The organism is Pseudomonas lalkuanensis (assembly GCF_008807375.1).
Taxonomy (GTDB): domain Bacteria; phylum Pseudomonadota; class Gammaproteobacteria; order Pseudomonadales; family Pseudomonadaceae; genus Metapseudomonas; species Metapseudomonas lalkuanensis.
In genome coordinates this window covers 1,939,242-1,958,255 of the sequence record NZ_CP043311.1, presented here as the reverse complement: position 1 = coordinate 1,958,255, position 19,014 = coordinate 1,939,242, and the positions used below count along the sequence as shown (strand labels likewise).

Genomic DNA, 19,014 nt, shown 5'->3' with positions numbered 1-19,014 from the left:
CAACGCGGGCCCTGACCCGCACCGACCGAAGGGCCATCAGGCGATGGCCGCGAGCAGTTTCTCCCACTCCTTGGTTTCCTTCTTCGACACACCACCGAGCAACTCGATGGCCTGGCGCAGCCGGAAGCGGCTGAGGTCGGCACCAAGGATTTCCATAGCATCCAGCACGGAGACCGAGCTGGCCTGGCCGGTGATGGCCGGGAACATCAGCGGCATGACATCACGCAGCTTGAGCTCCAGGCTCTCGGCCACTGCCTGAATGCAACCGGTGATGCGGTCCTTCTCCCACTGGCGCAGGGACTCCAGCTTCCACAGCACGAGCTGCATGACCTGGCGAACCTGGTCCGGACTCAGCTTCTTGTGCTCGAACAGCCTGGCATCCAGCGGCACGGCGCCGGAGAAGAAGAACCCCGCCAGCGGGGCGATCTGGCTGAAGGTTTCCACCCTGCCCTGCACGTGCGGCGCTATGCGCATCAGGTATTCGGGGTTGAGTGCCCACTTCTGCACTTCGGCGGCGAAGCGCTCCACCGGAAGCTCACGAATCCACTGGCCGTTCAGCCAGGACAGCTTCTCCAGATCGAAGATCGGCCCCCCCAGCGAGATACGCGACAGATCGAAGTGCTCGACCATCTCCGCCAGGGAGAACTTCTCGCGCTCGTCCGGCATGGACCAGCCCATGCGGCCCAGATAGTTGAGCATCGCCTCGGGGAGGAAGCCCATGCGCTCGTAGAAGGTGATGGAGGTGGGGTTCTTGCGCTTGGACAGCTTGCTCTTGTCCGGATTGCGAAGCAGCGGCATGTAGCAGAGCTTGGGCTGCTCCCAGCCGAAATACTCGTAGAGTTTGATCAGCTTGGGCGCCGAGGGCAGCCACTCTTCGCCACGCAGCACGTGGGTGATGCCCATCAGGTGGTCGTCCACCACGTTGGCAAGGAAGTAGGTGGGCAGGCCGTCGGTCTTCATCAGGACCTGCATGTCCATGCGATCCCAGGGAATTTCCACGTCGCCGCGGAGCATGTCCGGCACCACGCAGACGCCTTCGCTCGGCACCTTCATGCGCACTACGTGAGGCTCGCCGGCGGCGATCCGCTTGTCGGCCTCGTCCTTGGACAGGTGCATGCAGTGGCCGTCGTAGCGCGGGGTTTCCTTGCGCTCGGTCTGCTCGGCGCGCAGCTTGTCCAGCCGCTCGGCGGTGCAGAAACAGGGGAACGCATGCCCCTTGTCCACCAGCTCCTGGGAGTACTTCTTGTAGATCTCGCCACGCTCGCTCTGGCGATAGGGGCCGTGCGGGCCGCCGACGTCGGGGCCTTCGTCCCACTCGATACCGAGCCAACGCAGGGCGTCGAAGATCTGCTGCTCGGACTCACGGGTGGAGCGCAGTTGGTCGGTGTCTTCGATGCGCAGGATGAACTGACCGCCGTGCTGGCGCGCGAAACACAGGTTGAACAGGGCAATGTAGGCAGTGCCCACGTGCGGGTCGCCGGTGGGCGACGGCGCGATACGGGTACGGACGGTGGTCATGGATTGTTCTCGAAACAGAGGGACGATCAAAGGCGCGATCTTATCAGGCTGGCCGCCGCGGGCTCCAGCAAGTGACCTTCCTGAACCGGCAGGCTGCGCATCAGGAAGTCGAGGAAGGCCTTGACCTTCATCGCCTGGAAGCGCCTCGACGGATACACAGCATAGATCTCGCCACTGGGCAGACGCGCCTCAGGCAGGAGTTCGATCAGCTCGCCTCGCCGCACGGCGGGCTCGGTGAACATCAGGGGCAGCGCAGCGATGCCGGCGCCAGCCAGTACCGCTTCCCGGGCGAAGGTGATGTTGTTGCAATAGAGCACGCGCTGGCAGGGCACGCTTTCCCCCTGCAGCATCCAGTAGCGCTGGGAATCCTGCGGCAGCAGCACGGCGCGATGGCCGGCCAGTGCCTCTACCGTACGCGGAGTGCCGTGAGCTGCCAGATAGGCCGGACTGGCGCAAAGGCGCCGGGCGCTCTCGAAAAGCTTGCGGGCGATCAGCGTGGAATCCTGGGGCTGGCCGATCATGATGGCGATATCCACGCCCTCCTCCAGCGGATCGACGTTTCGCGAGGTGATCTCCACCTCGGCGGTGATCTGCGGATACTGGCGCATGAAACTGCCCAGCACCTTGCCGAGGAACAGCTGACCAAACTCGATGGGCGCCGTCACCCGCAGCAGGCCGGACGGTTCCTGCTGCAGTTGCATCACCGCCTGCTCGGCCTCGGCGAAGTCCAGCATGATCTGCCGGCAGCGCTCGTAATAGGCCAGCCCCACTTCGGTCAGGCGCAGCTTGCGAGTGGTGCGATTGAGCAGGCGGACGCCAAGTCGTTCTTCAAGCAGGGCTATGCGCCGGCTGACGGTGGATTTCTGCATGCCCAGGCTCTGCGCGGCCTGGGTGAAGCTGTGGCACTCGACCACGCGGGTGAAGATCAGCGCATCATCCAGCCCCATGATTGTTCCCTATAAGCAACAAAGTTTCTGAATTGTACTGTCTATTTGCGAGGACGGAACACTGCTAGATTCGCAACATTCTGCAAAGACTTCGAGCCCGGTTTTCATATGCCTGCAAAATTGCAACGCCGCCTGTTCATCTTCATCGCCCTGGTGGCACTGGTCATCGCCGGCTTCTTTGCCCACTGGCTGCTGATCGGCCGCTTCGTCGAGTCCACCGACAACGCTTATGTCCAGGGTGAAATCACTCGCATCTCCAGCCAACTGGGCGCCCGAATCGACGAAGTCCTGGTCACCGACAACCAGCAAGTGAAGAAGGGCGACCTGCTGGTACGCCTCGAAGCCGACGACTTCAAACTGGCCCTGGAACGTGCCCGCGCCCAGCTCGCGACCCGTGAGGCGGAACTGACCCAGGCACAGAGCAAGCTGATCCAGCAGTCCAGCCTGATCGCCGCCAGCCAGGCCGACGTGGCAGCCAGCCAGGCAACCCTTGGCCGCACCCAGATCGACCTGTCCCGCGCCCAGACCCTGCGCAAGCCCGGCTACATCTCGGAAGAGCGAGTCACCACCCTGTCCGCCGACTCCCGCGTGGCACGTTCGCAGGTCGCCAAGGCCGAGGCCGACCTCAAGGCCCAGCGCCAGCAGATCGATGCCCTAAATGCCGAGGTCAAGCGCCTGGAAGCGCAGATCGCCACTGCCCGCGCCGAAGTGGCCCAGGCCGAAATCAACCTCGGGCGCACCGAGATCCGCTCCCCTGTGGACGGCCGCGTCGGACAGCGCGCCGCGCGCAACGGCCAGTACGTCCAGGTCGGCGCCCACCTGCTGTCCCTTGTGCCGGACAGCGACATCTGGGTCCAGGCCAACTTCAAGGAGACCCAGATCGAGCGCATGGTGCCTGGCCAGACCGCCGAACTGGTGTTCGACAGCTTCCCCGACACTCCGATCGAAGCCCGTGTGGACAGCCTGTTCGCGGCGTCCGGCGCCCAGTTCAGTCTGCTGCCGCCGGACAACGCCACCGGCAACTTCACCAAGGTGGTACAGCGCATTCCGGTGAAACTGACCTTCACCGCCGACAACCCGCTCCAGGGCCGTATCCGTCCCGGCATGTCCGTTCTGGTCAAGGTACACCTGAAGGCCGAGAACCATGGCGGCTGATGCACTGGTTCGCCCTAGCGGCGAACCCACCCGGCGCGACTGGATCGCCGTGATGAGCGCCATGCTCGGCGCCTTCATGGCGGTCCTCGACATCCAGATCACCAACTCCTCGCTCAAGGACATCCAGGGGGCGCTCTCCGCCACCCTGGAAGAGGGTTCGTGGATTTCCACTTCCTACCTGGTGGCGGAAATCATCATGATTCCCCTCACCGCCTGGCTGGTGCAGCTGCTCTCCGCGCGACGCCTGGCGGTCTGGGTCTCCATCGGCTTCCTGATTTCCTCCCTGCTCTGCTCCCTGGCCTGGAGCCTGGAGAGCATGATCGTGTTCCGCGCCATGCAGGGTTTCACCGGTGGCGCGCTGATCCCGCTGGCCTTCACCCTCACACTGATCAAGCTGCCGGAACACCATCGCGCCAAGGGCATGGCGTTGTTCGCCATCACCGCTACCTTCGCCCCGTCCATCGGTCCGACCCTGGGTGGCTGGCTGACGGAGAACTTCGGTTGGGAATACATCTTCTACATCAACGTGCCGCCGGGCCTGCTGATGATTGCCGGCCTGATGTACGGGCTGGAAAAGAAAGCCCCGCACTGGGAGCTGCTGAAGCGCACCGACTACGCAGGCATCGTCACCCTCGGCCTAGGGCTGGGCTGCCTGCAAGTATTCCTCGAGGAAGGGCACCGCAAGGACTGGCTGGAGTCCCAGCTGATCGTCGGCCTGGGCAGCGTCGCCCTGGTGAGCCTGATTCTCTTTGTCATCCTCCAGGTCTCGCGCCCCAACCCGCTGATCAATCTGGGCATCCTGAAGAACCGCAACTTCGGCCTGTCGAGCATTTCCAGCGTCGGCCTCGGCATGGGCCTGTACGGCTCCATCTATGTGCTGCCGCTGTACCTGGCACAAATCCAGGGCTACAACGCGCTGCAGATCGGCGAAGTGATCATGTGGATGGGCGTTCCGCAGCTGTTCCTGATTCCGCTGGTACCCAAGCTGATGAAGGTGATTCCGCCCAAGTTCCTCTGTGCGCTGGGCTTCGGTCTGTTCGGCTATGCCAGTTTCGCCTCGGGCATTCTCAACCCGGACTTCGCCGGACCACAGTTCAACCAGATCCAGATCATCCGCGCTCTCGGCCAGCCGCTGGTGATGGTAACGGTGTCGCTGATCGCCACCGCCTACATCCAGCCCCAGGACGCAGGCTCGGCCTCCAGCCTGTTCAACATCCTGCGCAACCTCGGCGGCGCCATCGGCATCGCCCTGCTCGCCACCCTGCTGGATGCACGCGCCAAGGTCTACTTCGACTACCTGCGCGAATCCCTGGTCCCAAGCAACCCGCAAGTCGCCGAGCGCCTGGCTCTGCTGAGCGAGAAGCTTGGCAGCGAACAGGCAGCCCTCGGCAAGCTCAGCGAGATCGCCCACCAGCAGGCCAGCATCATGGCCTACAATGACGCCTTCCATTTCATCGGCATCGCCCTCGGCGTCAGCATGCTGGCCGTGCTGCTCACCCGCGCCCTGCCCGCCGGTTCTACCGGCGACACCAGCGCCGCCGCCCACTAATCCCGCGCCGGACAACCGGCGCGATTCGTTTCAGGCTGTACATGTCTTCCCACGCCTCGACCCGCCGCACCCTTCTGCTGATCGGTGCCTTCGCCATGATTTACATCGGCTGGGGCACCACCTACCTGGCCAACCATTTCCTCCTCCGCGAACTGCCGCCCTTCGTCATCGCCACCCTGCGCTTCCTGTTCGCCGGCATCCTGGCCCTGGGCTGGGTGCTCGCCAGCGGCAAGGCCCAGGTCCAGCGCAGTGACCTGGGCGGCGCGCTGATCGGCGGCGTAATGCTGATTGCCGTGGGACAGGGAGCGCTGATCTACGCCAACCAATTCCTGCCGACCGGCATGCTGGCCATGCTCTACACCACGCTGCCCCTCTGGAGCGTCGCCCTGGAATGGCTACTGGATCAACGCCCACCGCTGTGGATCCTCTGCGGCCTGGCCCTGGCGAGCGGCGGCATCGTGATGCTGATGGGAAATGGCCTTGGCAGCGACGCCGGCTTCGAGCAATGGTTCGCCGGCGGCCTGGTCGTGCTGGCCACCCTGCTCTGGGCGATCGGCGCCTGGCTGCTGCGCCAGCGCCCCCCCTTCCGCTCCAGTTGGATGGGCCTCAGCCTGCAGATGCTGACCGGCACAGTGATCCTGGCAATCTTCGGCCTCTGGCGCGGAGATTGGCACGGCGTTGAGCTCGCCAACGTAAGCTTCGACGCCTGGCTGTGGATGGCCTACCTGGTGATTCCCGTCAGCCTGGGCGTCTACCCCGCGTACTTCTGGCTGTTGCGCGAAGTGAAGCCGAGCCTGGTGTCCACTTTCGCCTTCGTGAACCCTGTCGTGGCACTTCTGCTGGGGTTCCTGATCCTGGGCGAACGGCTGGAGGTCGCCGCCCTGCTGGCCTGTCTGGCGACCCTCATAGGGGTGGTGATGATCATTTTCGGCAGACGCTGAAGCCCCATGAAAAAGGCGCCCTCCGGCGCCTTTTTCTTAGAGATTTATCAGCCGCTCGCGCAGCTTCTGGATCTCGTCGCGCATTTGCGCCGCGGCTTCGAACTCCAGGTCGCGAGCCAGTTGGAACATTTTCTCTTCCATCTGGCGAATGCGCTTGGTGATCTCGCTGGGCGAACGCAACTCGGCCTCGTAGCGCGCACTCTCCTCGGCCGCCTTGGCCATGGCCTTGCGCTTGTTGCTGCGCGAGCCGGGCACGGTGGCACCTTCGAGGATGTCCTGGATATCCTTCTTCACGCCCTTCGGCACGATGCCATGGGCTTCGTTGAAGGCCATCTGCTTGTTACGCCGCCGCTCGGTCTCACCCAGGGCACGCTGCATGGAGCCAGTGACGTTATCCGCGTAGAGGATCGCCTTGCCATTCAGGTTTCGCGCCGCCCGGCCAATGGTCTGGATCAGCGAGCGCTCGGAACGCAGGAAGCCTTCCTTGTCGGCGTCCAGAATGGCGACCAGCGACACCTCCGGCATGTCCAGGCCTTCACGGAGCAGGTTGATACCGACCAGCACGTCGAACGTGCCAATACGCAGGTCACGAATGATCTCCACGCGCTCCACGGTATCGATGTCCGAGTGCAGGTAACGCACCCTGACGTCGTGATCGGCCAGGTAGTCGGTGAGGTCCTCGGCCATGCGCTTGGTCAGGGTGGTGACCAGCACCCGCTCCTCGACTGCCACGCGCTTGCGGATTTCCGAGAGCAGATCATCGACCTGGGTAGTGGCCGGGCGCACTTCGACTTCCGGATCCACCAGGCCGGTGGGCCGCACCACCTGCTCGATCACCCGGCCAGAGTGCTCGCCTTCGTAAGGGCCGGGCGTTGCCGACACGAAGATGGTCTGCGGACTGATCGCCTCCCACTCGTCAAAACGCAACGGACGGTTATCCAGCGCCGACGGCAGGCGGAAGCCGTATTCCACCAGGGTTTCCTTGCGCGAGCGGTCCCCCTTGAACATGGCGCCAACCTGGGGAACGGTGACGTGGGATTCGTCGATGACCAGCAGGGCATTGGCCGGCAGGTAATCGTAGAGCGTCGGCGGTGCCTCGCCCGGCGCGCGACCAGAAAGATAGCGGGAATAGTTCTCGATGCCGTTGCAGTAACCCAGCTCGAGGATCATCTCCAGGTCGAAACGCGTGCGCTGCTCAAGGCGCTGCGCCTCCACCAGCTTGTTGGCGGATCGCAGCTGCTCCAGGCGCTCCTTCAGCTCCTCCTTGATCTGATCCACCGCACCCAGCAGGACCTCGCGGGGCGTCACGTAGTGGCTCTTCGGGTAGAAGGTGAAGCGCGGCAACTTGCGAATCACTTCGCCGGTCAGCGGATCGAAGGCCGCCAGGCTTTCCACCTCATCATCGAACAGCTCGACGCGAATGGCCTCCAGATCGGATTCCGCCGGAAAGATATCGATGACATCGCCCCGAACACGGAAAGTGGCACGGGCGAAATCCATGTCATTGCGGGTGTACTGCAGTTCAGCCAGGCGCCGCAGCAGGGTGCGTTGGTCGATGCGGTCGCCGCGATCGATGTGCAACACCATCTTCAGGTAGGACGCGGGATCGCCCAGGCCGTAGATGGAGGAAACGGTGGCAACGATGATGGCATCGGGCCGCTCCAGCAGGGCCTTGGTAGCCGACAAGCGCATCTGTTCGATGTGGTCGTTGATTGAGGCGTCCTTCTCGATATAGGTATCGGAGGACGGCACGTAGGCTTCCGGCTGGTAGTAGTCGTAGTACGAAACGAAATACTCGACCGAGTTGTTCGGGAAGAAGGCTCGGAACTCGCCGTAAAGCTGGGCAGCCAATGTCTTGTTGGGCGCCAGGACCAGCGTGGGACGCTGAACCTGGGAAATGACGTTGGCGATGCTGAAGGTCTTCCCCGACCCCGTCACACCCAGCAGGGTCTGGTGCGAAAGGCCAGCTTCCAGCCCTTCCACCATCTGGCGAATGGCCTCCGGCTGGTCGCCGGCGGGCTTGAAGCGGGTGACAAGCTGGAACTCCGACATGCTGACCTCGACTTTTGATGTGACACCTGCGCAGAACGGGCGTCATACCTGGCGGAAAGCTTGCGAGCGATGTCGCCGCAAGCCGTCTGGGCCGCTATAATACCGGCCCGATTGCGCAACCCCTAGCGCACATCGTTCGGGGTTACGTCCCATCCTCACCTTCCTCCTCCGAGCTGCCGCATCATGAGTCTGTTTTCTGCCGTCGAAATGGCTCCGCGCGACCCCATCCTGGGTCTCAACGAAGCGTTCAACGCCGACACCCGTGCCAACAAGGTCAATCTGGGCGTGGGCGTTTACTACAACGAGCAAGGTCGTATCCCGCTCCTGCGCGCTGTAGCTGAAGCGGAAAAGGCCCGCATCGAAGCGCACGCCCCGCGCGGTTACCTGCCGATCGAAGGCATCGCCGCCTACGATCAGGCCGTGCAGAAGCTGCTGTTCGGTGCCGATTCCGAACTGCTGGCCCAGGGCCGTGTGGTAACTACCCAGGCCGTAGGTGGCACCGGCGCCCTGAAGACCGGCGCCGACTTCCTCAAGCGCCTGCTGCCCAACGCAGTGGTCGCCATCAGCGACCCGAGCTGGGAAAACCATCGCGCCTTGTTCGAATCCGCCGGCTTCCCGGTGCAGAACTACCGTTACTACGATGCCGCCACCAATGGCGTGAATCGTGCCGGCCTGCTGGAAGACCTCAGAGCCCTGCCCACCCGCTCCATCGTGGTCCTGCACGCCTGCTGCCACAACCCCACCGGCGTAGACCTGGAGCTGGACGACTGGAAAGCCGTCCTGGAAGTCCTGCGTGAGCGCGAGCACGTGCCGTTCCTCGATATCGCCTACCAGGGCTTCGGCTCCGGTATCGATGAAGACGCCTTCGCAGTGCGCCTGTTCGCCCAGTCTGGCCTGCAGTTCTTCGTATCCAGCTCCTTCTCCAAGTCCTTCTCCCTGTACGGTGAGCGCGTTGGCGCCCTGTCCGTGGTGACCAGCTCGAAGGAAGAAGCCGGCCGCGTGCTCTCCCAGGTCAAGCGCGTAATCCGCACCAACTATTCCAACCCGCCGACCCACGGTGCCACCGTGGTGGCTTCGGTGCTGAACAGCCCGGAACTGCGTGCAATGTGGGAAGAGGAACTGGGCGAAATGCGCACCCGCATCCACAGCATGCGCCTGGCCATGGTCGAGCAACTGGCTGCCCAGGGCGCCAAGCGCGACTTCAGCTTTGTAGCTCGCCAGCGCGGCATGTTCTCCTACTCCGGCCTCACCGCCGAGCAGGTGGAGCGCCTGAAGAACGAGTTCGGTATCTACGCCGTCAGCACCGGCCGCATCTGCGTTGCCGCACTGAACAACAGCAACCTGGAAAGCGTGACCCGCGCCATCACCCAGGTCCTCTGAAAAGAATTGGGAGAAGCTCAGGCAAATGCTTGACTTCTCCTTTCTAATCAGTAAGATACGCCGCATCAGATCCGCGATAGCTCAGTCGGTAGAGCAAATGACTGTTAATCATTGGGTCCCTGGTTCGAGTCCAGGTCGCGGAGCCAAATTGAAAGTCCTCGGCAAATGCCGGGGGCTTTTTCTTTGGGCGCTGAACTCTCACCAGGGACTTCGTCCCAGGTTATTCGGTCCTACGTCCCTCACCCCTTCGGGGCCGCGCTGAAGCGCGTTCGGCATTCGCCGTCGAGTCCAGGTCGCGGAGCCAAATTGAAAGCCCTCGGCAAATGCCGGGGGCTTTTTCTTTGTACCCAAGAAATCCCGCTCTCAAAGCGTCGTAACGCCCAATCGCGTCAACCAGACAGCCACAAAAAAGCCGGCCTTGATAGGCCGGCTTTCCTGGTATCACTCGTCAATCACTCCGTTGTCAGTTTGTCGCGGCTCTTCTCCAGCGTCTTGACGCCGATACCCTTGACTTCCAGCAGGTCGTCCACCGAGGAGAATGGTCCGTTTTCCTCACGATACTGCACGATCGCCCGGGCCTTCGTCGCGCCAATACCAATCATCTGACCCTGCAACGCGGCCTCATCTGCCGTATTGATGTTCAGCTTGCCAGAGTCGGTGGAAGCACTTGCGACTGCCGCCGCCGGCTCGTTTTTCGCTGCGGTAGCAACTTGGGCATAGCCGATGCAGAGTGAACAGAGAACCAGAAGCAACGGGGCGAGTCGAACGCGAAACATCATGAACACTCCTTGTCATCAGTAAGGGGAAGGGCGGCTCTTCATAAACCGCCCGAACCAAACTAATTCCTGGAGCTGGAGGGCTCAATCCGACGTTGCTGATGAATCCAGTCAACAATTTCCTCTTCGGGGGTGTAACCGTTGACAGTTTCGCGTAGGAGCTGGCGCACACGGACGTAGTCGTCGCCCTCGACAGCGCTGAACAACTCGGAAAGCACTCGTCTGAAGGAATCCCAGGGCAGGTGCTCTTCATTGGCCCGCATGATCATCGGGTGCTCGGTAGGGCTTACGTTGTCGCCAATGAGGAGTTCTTCGTACAGCTTCTCGCCCGGCCGCAGCCCCGTGAACTCAATGGCAATATCGCCATTGGGGTTGCGCTCGGAGCGAACCGTCAGACCGGACAGATGGATCATCTTCTCGGCCAACTCGGCGATCTTCACTGGCTGCCCCATATCCAGCACGAACACGTCCCCGCCCTGCCCCATCGAGCCGGCCTGGATAACCAATTGGGCAGCCTCCGGAATCGTCATGAAGTAGCGGGTGATATTGGGATGGGTCACCGTAACCGGCCCCCCACGCCTGATCTGCTCGCGGAACAGCGGAATGACAGAGCCGGAGGAGCCAAGGACATTGCCGAATCGAACCATGGTGAAGCGGGTCTTGTTGACACGATGAACGGCCTCACTGTCGCCAAACAGTACTGGCGCGGATTCCTTGCTGAGAGCCTGCAGGACCATTTCGGACAGGCGCTTCGTGCTCCCCATGACGTTGGTCGGGCGAACAGCCTTGTCCGTGGAGATCAATACGAAGTTCTCGACACCGACCTGCACCGCAGCCTGGGCGGTGTACAAGGTTCCCATCACGTTGTTGAGCACACCCTCTGCCACGTTGTGCTCGACCATCGGCACGTGTTTGTAGGCAGCAGCGTGATAGACAGTATCCACCTTCCAGGTTCGCATGACGTCTATGAGGCGACCCAGATTGCGGACGGACCCCAGGATCGGAACCAACTTGATGCTCAGCGACTCGCGAAGGATTCGCCCCTCGAGTTCGATCTGGATGTTGTAGAGATTGAATTCGCTGTGCTCGAAGAGCAGGAGCGTTTTCGCGCCACACCCCATGATCTGCCGGCAAAGCTCGGAACCAATGGAACCCCCGGCACCAGTCACCATCACAACATTCCCGCGGATGCAGCGCTCGAAGAGCTCCTGTCGCGGCGGAACCGAATCACGCCCCAGCAGGTCTGCAATATCCACTTCCTGAATGTCATCGACTTTCACGCGCCCGCTGGCCAGGTCCATGAAACCCGGAACACTGCGCACATGCAGGGGGAAACTTTCGAGCTCCTCAAGAATCTCCCTACGCCGCCCACGCGACACGGACGGTATAGCCAGCAACACCTCTTCGGCCCCTGTCTGCTCGATCATCTGCTGGATATGCTTCGGCTTATACACCTGCAATCCCGCTATCACCCGCGTAGCAATGTCGCTGTCATCATCGATGAATGCGACCGGGCGCATGGCCCTACCCATCCGCAAAGCGGCAACCAGTTGATTCCCCGCTGCGCCGGCGCCATAAATCGCTACCTTTGGCAAAGAGTCAGACTTGTTGATGAAAGGCACCTGTTGGCTCGCCACATACCAGTCGCCCATGAAGTACTGACGAATAGCCAAGCGAAGGCCTCCAATCAGTATCATGCTGAGCCACCAGTAATTGAATACGATTGATCGCGGCACGACCGCAGTAGCATCCCGATACCAATATACGATCAATGAGAGTACCAGGGATGAGAGACTCACCGCTTTGAATATGGCGATGAGTGCGTCATTACCGAAATAGCGCATCACTGCGCGGTACATTCCAAACTTGATAAACACTGGGATTGCGACGAGTGGAGCAGCCAGAAATAGCCAAGCATGTCGAGTGAAAGCGTCCAACGGCTCGTCTATACCCAACCTAACAATGAATGCTAGCCATAAGGCCACAAACACCAAAACAATGTCGGTGGCCACCTGGAGCAACCGCTTGTATCGGCGCGGTAAACCTAATAGCCATACGCGCAGCATGTCCGTCATCCCTTCCAGCACTCCGGTTCTTTCTCAGAACACTTGAACAATAACAGATCCTTCAATTTAGTTCTCGCCTTTCGTTACGTCGAGAAGTTCATCTCTGAAGAATCGCAATCTCCAATGATTTGCTGATCACTCCCGACTGATTCTATCTGCCAAATACACTCACCATTCTTCATCTACTTAGATGGCACTACCTAGCCACCCCTAGAGGAAGACAGTTTTCAATTCGGGAAGGGTGACAAACTGCGACGACCTTCATTCCTTCTCCCCAGCTCGATAGCGAATAGCCAGCACATGGAGCGGGAGGTACGCCAGCACCACTCCCACAAGACCATCCAACGTTCCTACCGCAACCCACAGCGAAATAGGAAGCAACCAGAACAAATTGATTCCCGCTACAGCCAGAGTAACTGGAAGGTGTTTCCCTAGTTTGCGTGCAGCGTATTGATACGCGTGACTGCGGTGCGCTTCATAAACCTTATCCCCCCGCAGCAAGCGACGCATCAGGGTCCAGGTGGAGTCCACCACGAATACACCAAGCAGAATGATCCAACTCCAAAGCAGATCAGGAGAAACCCAAGCTGCCTGGATGGACAGCAGGCCCAGAGAAATTCCAAGGAATCCGCTACCCGCGTCGCCCATGAAGATCCGTGCTGGCGGGAAGTTCCAATACAGAAAACCCGCGGTTGCCAATCCGAGCAGCAGCGGGACAATTGCCAGGTCAGCTCGTCCCACCAGCCAATAGAGCATTGCGCCACCCAAGCAGGTACAGACGGCTTCGACGGAAGCTATGCCATCAATCCCATCCATGAAGTTATAGAGATTCAACAGCCACACAAGATAGATCGTTGCAACGACATTCCCGAACCAACCCGGATCAATCAAGGTACCGAAGATGACGAACTGCGGAAGCCCCCCGAACCACCACAGAGCCCAGACCGCGGCGGAAAAATGGCCTAACAGCCGCCAACGAGCAGGAACGTGGCCGTGATCGTCGAGAAATCCAACCATTGCCACCAGCAGTCCCGCTCCAAGCAGCGCAACAACTACAGGCCAAGTGAGAATTGACATCCATCCCAGAATAGGAAGTACCGCCAGAAACGCGAGCACGATAGCCACTCCTCCCCCGCGAGGAGTAGGCACTGCGTGGGAGCTACGGGAATTGGGTACGTCCAGCAGGCTACGGGATAGGGCGTACTTACGCAGCACGCCAGTCATGACGAGCGAAACACCAACGACTGCCAGCAATAACCACAAGATGATCATTTGAGTCGATTATCCAGAAAATGCTTAGCGGTCTGGTTCAGCGCCTGCTCGACGCTGACTGGAGGAGACCAACTGAGCAATTCACGAGTCTTACTGATATCCACTTGAAGGGATCCGCAAAGCCTCTGTGCCAATGCCTTACGACCGAGCAATCTGGCAGCGATGCTTAACAGATGTTCAGGTATCGGCAGCAAGCGCGCTGGCCTTCCCAGCGATGCTCCCATTCGCCGGAGTAGTTGGGTAGTGGAAAGATCCTCTCCATCGCTGACCAGAAACGTCTGGTTCGCCGCACCGGGATGCCGAACGCACGCGAGGATCAAGTCCACCAAATTGTCCAGTGCGACGAGGCTACGTCGATTATTGATAGCACCGAACGGCAGCGGAATGCCCTTGTATAGCCAGCGCATCATGCTCAGGAAATTGGCTCTTACCCCAGGGCCATACACCAAAGGCGGACGGATAATCACTATTTCCATACCGGTTTCAGAGGCTAGGTCTTTCAAGGCCTGCTCCGCTTCCATCTTTGAAACGCCATAGGGGTCGCTGGGTGCCGGCTTGGCATCCGCGATAAAGGGAGAGCCAGATGAAGTCCACTCACCATTTACCTTGATCGAACTTAAAAAGATGAAACGCCGCACACCAGCTGCCGCAGATTGGCGAGCCAGACACATGGTTCCGTCGACATTGACCTTGCGAAATTCAGCTAGCGGGTCATCCGAACGTTCGTTCATGACATGCACGCGCGCAGCTGCATGAATGACGACATCGACGCCGCTCAAGGCAGGCCGCCAATCAGCTTCGGCATCCAGAGACGGAACCAGTCTTGACTTCACCTCAGGCGAGAGATCTGATAGAGGCCTCCGAGTTGCGACTGTCAACTGGAAATCAGCCGCCATGGAGATACGCACCAATAGCGCAGAACCAATGAAGCCAGAGGCGCCAGTCAATAAGATACGCATAACGCTGCCCAATACACCATCAGGGTTTCGACCAAACAGTTCTATTAATGTAGTCAGTGTAACTGAGCAATATTCGCAGAACCTGTTTTGAGACCGCCCCCCCTTGATAATCAGGGACGATAGGAATAATTCGACGATCCCGGGTGTACTGCTTCGTGACGACGCTAACTGCTTCCAGTACCCGATCCGCTTTCAGACCGCTCATGATCAACGTACCCTCATCCATGCCCTCAGGCCTTTCGTGGGCATTTCGAATCGTTATCGCAGGCAAGTTCAGGAGTGATGCCTCCTCGGTAATAGTTCCGCTATCAGACAATACACAGAATGCAGACATCTGAAGCTTGATGTAGTCAAGGAATCCATAAGGCTTGACAAAGCGAACCAGAGGATGGTCGAACCCTTCTTCCATAGCCTCCAAGCGCTTGCGAGTCCGCGGATGAGTGGAAACCACCACTGGAAACTGATAAGTATCTGCTAGCACCCTCAATGTACACAACAAATCCTGAAGATTCTCAACCGAATCAACGTTCTCTTCTCGATGAGTGCTGACGAGAAAGAAGTTTCCATCTGCCAACTCTTCACGAACCAAAACATCGGAAGCAAGGATACTTTCCATATAGTAATCCAGCACTTCCTCCATGTGCGATCCAGTCTTTATGATCGTCTCAGGTCGAATACCTTCAGCAATTAAATAGCGGCGCGCGTGCTCAGTAAGCACCATATTAATATCGCTCAGGTGGTCCAGCACCTTGCGATTCAATTCTTCCGGGACTCGCTGATCAAAGCAGCGGTTTCCCGCCTCCATATGAAATACCGGGATCTTTCGCCGCTTGGCCGCAACCACTGCCAAGCACGTATTGGTATCACCATAAAGAAGCAGAGCATCAGGCTTCTCAAGAGCCAGAATATCGTCAGCTCTGGAAATTACGTCGCCGATTACCTTCGCAGCTGACCCACCTGTAACACCAAGAAAGTGATCAGGTCGCCTGATTGCCAGTTCATCAAAGAAGACTTGATTCAACTCATAATCATAATTCTGCCCAGAATGCACAAGCACATGATCAATATGTTCATCTAGCTCAGCGATTACCCGACTAAGCTTTATCAACTCAGGCCGTGTGCCAACCAATGTCATTACCTTAAGCATTGAGCTCATCCTGGATATAATCGAGCTTAAGAAGAACCTCGCAAATCTCTTCAACTGCCAATCGCTCAGTATTGTGAGAGGTATAATCATCCAATGCAGATATCTCCGCCTCCCCCTCAACAAAGTACTTTTTGTAGTTGAGGTCACGATTATCTGCAGGAATTCTATAATATCGCCCCATATCCTCAGCCTTTGCCATTTCCTCTCTGGAAATTAGCGACTCATACAGCTTTTCACCATGGCGAGTACCAATTACCTTGATAGCCGAATCGCTAGAGAAAAGCCTCTTGAGTGCGGCCGCAAGGTCGGCAACCGTTGCAGCCGGAGCTTTCTGGACAAAAATATCGCCTTGCTGCGCGTGCTCAAACGCATGCAAAACGAGATCGACCGAGTCCTCGAGAGACATGAGAAAGCGAGTCATATTCGGGTCGGTTACCGTCATGGGCTCGGATTTCTTTATCTGGGAAACGAACAACGGGATTACCGAACCACGAGACGCCATAACGTTACCGTAACGAGTCGAGCAAAGAACCGGCCCACCCGCTGGGATAATTCGAGATTTGGCAACCACCAACTTTTCCGCCATGGCCTTAGAAATCCCCATAGCATTGATAGGATATACAGCCTTGTCCGTACTTAGTATTACAACTCGTTTTACTCCAGAAGCAATTGCTGCATTCAGCACATTCTCAGTGCCAAGCACATTGGTCCTAACTGCCTCCATAGGATAAAACTCACAAGAGGGCACCTGCTTTAGTGCGGCGGCGTGAAATATGTAGTCCACCCCTATCATAGCTTGAGAGAGACTATCGTAATCCCTCACATCACCTATATAGAACTTGACCTTGTCGTTAGCGAGGTCAATTCGCATGTCCTCTTGCTTCTTTTCGTCCCGACTGAATACACGAATCTCTTTCACATTTGTATCGAGAAAACGCCTCAGGACGGTATTACCAAAAGAACCTGTACCACCAGTAATTAGTAGAACCTTGCCATCAAACATGATTACATATTCCGATCAATATCGTTCAAACATAATAGTGACGAGCTCACGCCAAGCCGGCGGCTTGAACCCTGTCGCAACTCTAAATCTAGAAGAATCCAGCGATCTATCAATTTTCAGCGTATCATCTGGAACGATGGTAATCTCCTTGCCATAAACTTCAGAAATAATATTAAGCAAGGAGTACTTATCGATAGCATCAGCCGAAACATGGTAGAGACCGTTCAGCCCCGGGTTAGGCAGTACATATTTCTCAATCAAATCCGCCAACACTACTGTAGGCAACCCTGAGAAGACAGCCTTTCTAAACCCCTTGACCTCACCATATTGACTAAGAAACCAGTCTACAAGCGAATAGTTAGAGTTCAGTTCATGTCCAATTATTGAAGTCCTGAGAGTAATGACCTCTGGGCGATCATGTATTTCCCCAATGTACTTTGACTTACCATAGAGGTCTTGTGCATCAGAAACATCGGACTCAAGATAGTTTCCGATCCTTCCGGAAAATACACAATCAGTACTAATATGCACCAACCTAGCACGAATCAGCGCGCATAGATTCGCCAGGCGATGCGGTAACATTGCATTGATCGGCAATGCAGATAGCGGGTCCTTCGCATCTGCCAGTTGCTTAATAAGCCCAACACAATTAACCACCACATCCGGCCTCACTACAGCCAGCACACGAACAAGAGATTCATGCTCTAGGACATCAACCCCATCGATCAGTCGCGCGTGACAATTAGCATCGAAATACCTCTTGCCAGCCGTCGAGCGCAGCGTGCCGTATACTTCGTGACGACCGCTTCCGGACAGCACATTAAACATCGCACTACCGAGCATGCCAGTAACACCGAGAATCAGGATCTTCATTTCGCTTCAGTCCTTACTGACCCGCGAAGCCAAGATGCTAATAAGGTTCTTGGCCTGATGGGTCATCTCAAAGTTTTCCAAAAAGTATTGCCGTCCATTTTTTCCCATTTCATCCAAGATATCGGCCGGCATTGAGTAGAGCTTTTCAATAGTCTCAGCCAGTTGGTTAGGATCTTCGGCAGCGCATGCCAGACCGGCCTGAGACTCCAGCACAACCCGGGCCCCTTCTCCATTCATACAAGCAATTATAGGCTTACCAGAAGCCAGATAGGCTTGCACTTTACCCGGAATTGTATAAGAAAGGATTTCCTCATAGCGCAACGATACGATCAAAGCTGAGGCGCGCGAAAATATGTGTTCCATCTGCGAGATCGGAAAACGTCCCGGAGCAACAACGTTGTTCAACCCCAAGCGCGCCACCTCCTCCGTTACAAAATCGGACATACTACCGCTACCGACTAGAACGAGCTTGAAGTTATCCAGATGCTGAAGCTGTGCTGCAGCTGCAATAAGTGTCTCGACTGCTTGGGCCTTACCTATATTTCCTGCGAACACTACGCAGAAATTTTCATCTAGATGCTTTATCAACTCCGAGGGCAATTCATTTTCCGCAGATGAATGAATTTCCCCATCATCAATGGAGTTTGGATAATAAACCACCTTCGAAAGCTCTGAATATTTTGAGACCGGGCCAATAAACGCCTTGGACTGTACCAACAGCGTATCAGCCTTGGAATATATCCATCTCACTCCCAGTGAGGCCCAAGCAAGAAGAAATCTATTTTTTATGAAGCCAGTGGCAGATAGGCTTTCCGGCCATAGATCCTGCACCCAGATTGCAAGATGGGACTTCGTGCGCGACTTAAGGAATATGGCGGGAATAGCCGAGGTCAAGGGCGAGGGCGCAAACACAATGGTCACATCGAAGCGACGATCACGTAGCAACCCTGGCAAATGCTTGATACCAGACAAGACGAAGGAAAAGTAATTAAGAAAAAGATTCACAGCTCCACCATGACGCCTAGCACGCAATGGGATTCTTATAATCTCAAGCCCTTTCCAATTTTCCCGCAACACCCCTTCTTCCGTATAACCTGGAAACACTTGACCATCCGGGTAGTTAGGCTTCCCAGTCGCAATAGTGACCTCGCAACCTTGCTCATGAAGATTCCGGCTCAATGCATTTATAATAAAAAACTCAGGCCAAAAGTACTGAGTTACAATGAGTATTTTCATCAAGCGCCCTGAGCTAAATTCGCTATCTTGGGTTCACAAAAACCATTTCCACTTTACTTTTATAAAATCCCAACAAACTGGCCACCGTGGTCACACTTCATATAAGCTAATATACATGTCAATACCACGGGACGGTAGAA

Annotated in this window: 15 protein-coding genes and 1 tRNA gene; 5 read left to right on the top strand and 11 right to left on the bottom strand. The window is 57.5% G+C overall.

All coding sequences use genetic code 11. The features are described from left to right. Positions 1–36 precede the first annotated feature (36 nt). On the bottom strand, positions 37–1,518 hold the full coding sequence (gltX, locus tag FXN65_RS09210) for a glutamate--tRNA ligase (protein ID WP_151132798.1): 1,482 nt from the start codon (positions 1,516–1,518) through the stop codon (positions 37–39). A 26-nt stretch (positions 1,519–1,544) separates the two neighbouring features. Further along, positions 1,545–2,465 (bottom strand): LysR family transcriptional regulator, encoded by a 921-nt coding sequence (locus tag FXN65_RS09205; protein ID WP_151132796.1) that lies wholly within the window; start codon positions 2,463–2,465, stop codon positions 1,545–1,547. 108 nt (positions 2,466–2,573) lie between these two features. Here FXN65_RS09205 and FXN65_RS09200 point away from each other — a divergent pair, with 108 nt between their 5' ends. The 3 genes from FXN65_RS09200 to FXN65_RS09190 are packed head-to-tail and all read left to right on the top strand — an operon-like array spanning position 2,574 to position 6,110. Beyond that, positions 2,574–3,620 carry an HlyD family secretion protein gene (locus FXN65_RS09200; protein ID WP_151132794.1) on the top strand — a complete coding sequence of 349 codons (1,047 nt, stop codon included), beginning with the start codon at positions 2,574–2,576 and terminating at the stop codon, positions 3,618–3,620. After that, positions 3,610–5,169 carry an MDR family MFS transporter gene (locus FXN65_RS09195; protein ID WP_151132793.1) on the top strand — a complete coding sequence of 520 codons (1,560 nt, stop codon included), beginning with the start codon at positions 3,610–3,612 and terminating at the stop codon, positions 5,167–5,169. Before FXN65_RS09200 ends, FXN65_RS09195 begins: the two co-directional genes overlap by 11 nt. A gap of 41 nt (positions 5,170–5,210) precedes the next feature. Continuing rightward, positions 5,211–6,110 carry an EamA family transporter gene (locus FXN65_RS09190; protein WP_151132792.1) on the top strand — a complete coding sequence of 300 codons (900 nt, stop codon included), beginning with the start codon at positions 5,211–5,213 and terminating at the stop codon, positions 6,108–6,110. Positions 6,111–6,146: 36 nt separating this feature from the next. Here FXN65_RS09190 and uvrB read toward each other — a convergent pair whose 3' ends face one another. Next, the gene (uvrB, locus tag FXN65_RS09185) at positions 6,147–8,162 is read right to left on the bottom strand and encodes an excinuclease ABC subunit UvrB (RefSeq protein WP_151132790.1); all 2,016 of its coding nucleotides are present in this window, start codon (positions 8,160–8,162) and stop codon (positions 6,147–6,149) included. 183 nt (positions 8,163–8,345) lie between these two features. On the opposite strand from uvrB, the gene FXN65_RS09180 reads away from it, so the two are divergent. Continuing rightward, positions 8,346–9,542: an amino acid aminotransferase gene (locus tag FXN65_RS09180; RefSeq protein WP_151132788.1), complete on the top strand. Its 1,197-nt coding sequence runs from the start codon at positions 8,346–8,348 to the stop codon at positions 9,540–9,542. A 70-nt stretch (positions 9,543–9,612) separates the two neighbouring features. Continuing rightward, positions 9,613–9,688 (top strand) — tRNA-Asn (locus FXN65_RS09175). 306 nt (positions 9,689–9,994) lie between these two features. On the opposite strand, the gene FXN65_RS09170 is transcribed toward FXN65_RS09175, so the two are convergent. The 8 genes from FXN65_RS09170 to FXN65_RS09135 form a co-directional block, all read right to left on the bottom strand. After that, positions 9,995–10,321 (bottom strand): ComEA family DNA-binding protein, encoded by a 327-nt coding sequence (locus FXN65_RS09170; protein WP_394351283.1) that lies wholly within the window; start codon positions 10,319–10,321, stop codon positions 9,995–9,997. 59 nt (positions 10,322–10,380) lie between these two features. Further along, entirely contained in the window at positions 10,381–12,393 is a 2,013-nt protein-coding gene (locus FXN65_RS09165) for a polysaccharide biosynthesis protein (protein WP_151132786.1), read from the bottom strand. A gap of 252 nt (positions 12,394–12,645) precedes the next feature. After that, complete coding sequence (locus FXN65_RS09160) at positions 12,646–13,656, bottom strand: MraY family glycosyltransferase (RefSeq protein ID WP_151132785.1); 1,011 nt, start codon at positions 13,654–13,656, stop codon at positions 12,646–12,648. Further along, positions 13,653–14,615 (bottom strand): UDP-glucose 4-epimerase family protein, encoded by a 963-nt coding sequence (locus tag FXN65_RS09155; protein WP_151132783.1) that lies wholly within the window; start codon positions 14,613–14,615, stop codon positions 13,653–13,655. Before FXN65_RS09155 ends, FXN65_RS09160 begins: the two co-directional genes overlap by 4 nt. A gap of 19 nt (positions 14,616–14,634) precedes the next feature. Further along, a complete protein-coding gene (wecB, locus tag FXN65_RS09150) occupies positions 14,635–15,762 on the bottom strand; it encodes a non-hydrolyzing UDP-N-acetylglucosamine 2-epimerase (protein WP_151132781.1) in 1,128 nt (375 codons plus the stop codon). Further along, a complete protein-coding gene (locus FXN65_RS09145; protein ID WP_151132779.1) occupies positions 15,755–16,765 on the bottom strand; it encodes a polysaccharide biosynthesis protein in 1,011 nt (336 codons plus the stop codon). Before FXN65_RS09145 ends, wecB begins: the two co-directional genes overlap by 8 nt. A 15-nt stretch (positions 16,766–16,780) precedes the next feature. Next, entirely contained in the window at positions 16,781–17,638 is an 858-nt protein-coding gene (locus tag FXN65_RS09140) for a dTDP-4-dehydrorhamnose reductase family protein (RefSeq protein WP_151132778.1), read from the bottom strand. A 6-nt stretch (positions 17,639–17,644) separates the two neighbouring features. Next, a complete protein-coding gene (locus tag FXN65_RS09135) occupies positions 17,645–18,874 on the bottom strand; it encodes a glycosyltransferase family 4 protein (RefSeq protein ID WP_151132777.1) in 1,230 nt (409 codons plus the stop codon). Positions 18,875–19,014 lie beyond the last annotated feature (140 nt).

What these genes read in the sequence shown, in the direction of transcription:
- FXN65_RS09200 (WP_151132794.1), top strand. Translation starts at nt 2,574, where the DNA reads ATGCCTGCAAAATTGCAACGCCGCCTGTTCATCTTCATCGCCCTGGTG.
- FXN65_RS09155 (WP_151132783.1), bottom strand. Translation starts at nt 14,615, where the DNA reads ATGCGTATCTTATTGACTGGCGCCTCTGGCTTCATTGGTTCTGCGCTA.
- FXN65_RS09190 (WP_151132792.1), top strand. Translation starts at nt 5,211, where the DNA reads ATGTCTTCCCACGCCTCGACCCGCCGCACCCTTCTGCTGATCGGTGCC.
- FXN65_RS09205 (WP_151132796.1), bottom strand. Translation starts at nt 2,465, where the DNA reads ATGGGGCTGGATGATGCGCTGATCTTCACCCGCGTGGTCGAGTGCCAC.
- FXN65_RS09135 (WP_151132777.1), bottom strand. Translation starts at nt 18,874, where the DNA reads ATGAAAATACTCATTGTAACTCAGTACTTTTGGCCTGAGTTTTTTATT.
- FXN65_RS09160 (WP_151132785.1), bottom strand. Translation starts at nt 13,656, where the DNA reads ATGATCATCTTGTGGTTATTGCTGGCAGTCGTTGGTGTTTCGCTCGTC.
- gltX (WP_151132798.1), bottom strand. Translation starts at nt 1,518, where the DNA reads ATGACCACCGTCCGTACCCGTATCGCGCCGTCGCCCACCGGCGACCCG.
- FXN65_RS09145 (WP_151132779.1), bottom strand. Translation starts at nt 16,765, where the DNA reads ATGTTTGATGGCAAGGTTCTACTAATTACTGGTGGTACAGGTTCTTTT.
- wecB (WP_151132781.1), bottom strand. Translation starts at nt 15,762, where the DNA reads ATGCTTAAGGTAATGACATTGGTTGGCACACGGCCTGAGTTGATAAAG.
- FXN65_RS09195 (WP_151132793.1), top strand. Translation starts at nt 3,610, where the DNA reads ATGGCGGCTGATGCACTGGTTCGCCCTAGCGGCGAACCCACCCGGCGC.
- FXN65_RS09180 (WP_151132788.1), top strand. Translation starts at nt 8,346, where the DNA reads ATGAGTCTGTTTTCTGCCGTCGAAATGGCTCCGCGCGACCCCATCCTG.
- FXN65_RS09140 (WP_151132778.1), bottom strand. Translation starts at nt 17,638, where the DNA reads ATGAAGATCCTGATTCTCGGTGTTACTGGCATGCTCGGTAGTGCGATG.
- FXN65_RS09170 (WP_394351283.1), bottom strand. Translation starts at nt 10,321, where the DNA reads ATGATGTTTCGCGTTCGACTCGCCCCGTTGCTTCTGGTTCTCTGTTCA.
- uvrB (WP_151132790.1), bottom strand. Translation starts at nt 8,162, where the DNA reads ATGTCGGAGTTCCAGCTTGTCACCCGCTTCAAGCCCGCCGGCGACCAG.
- FXN65_RS09165 (WP_151132786.1), bottom strand. Translation starts at nt 12,393, where the DNA reads ATGACGGACATGCTGCGCGTATGGCTATTAGGTTTACCGCGCCGATAC.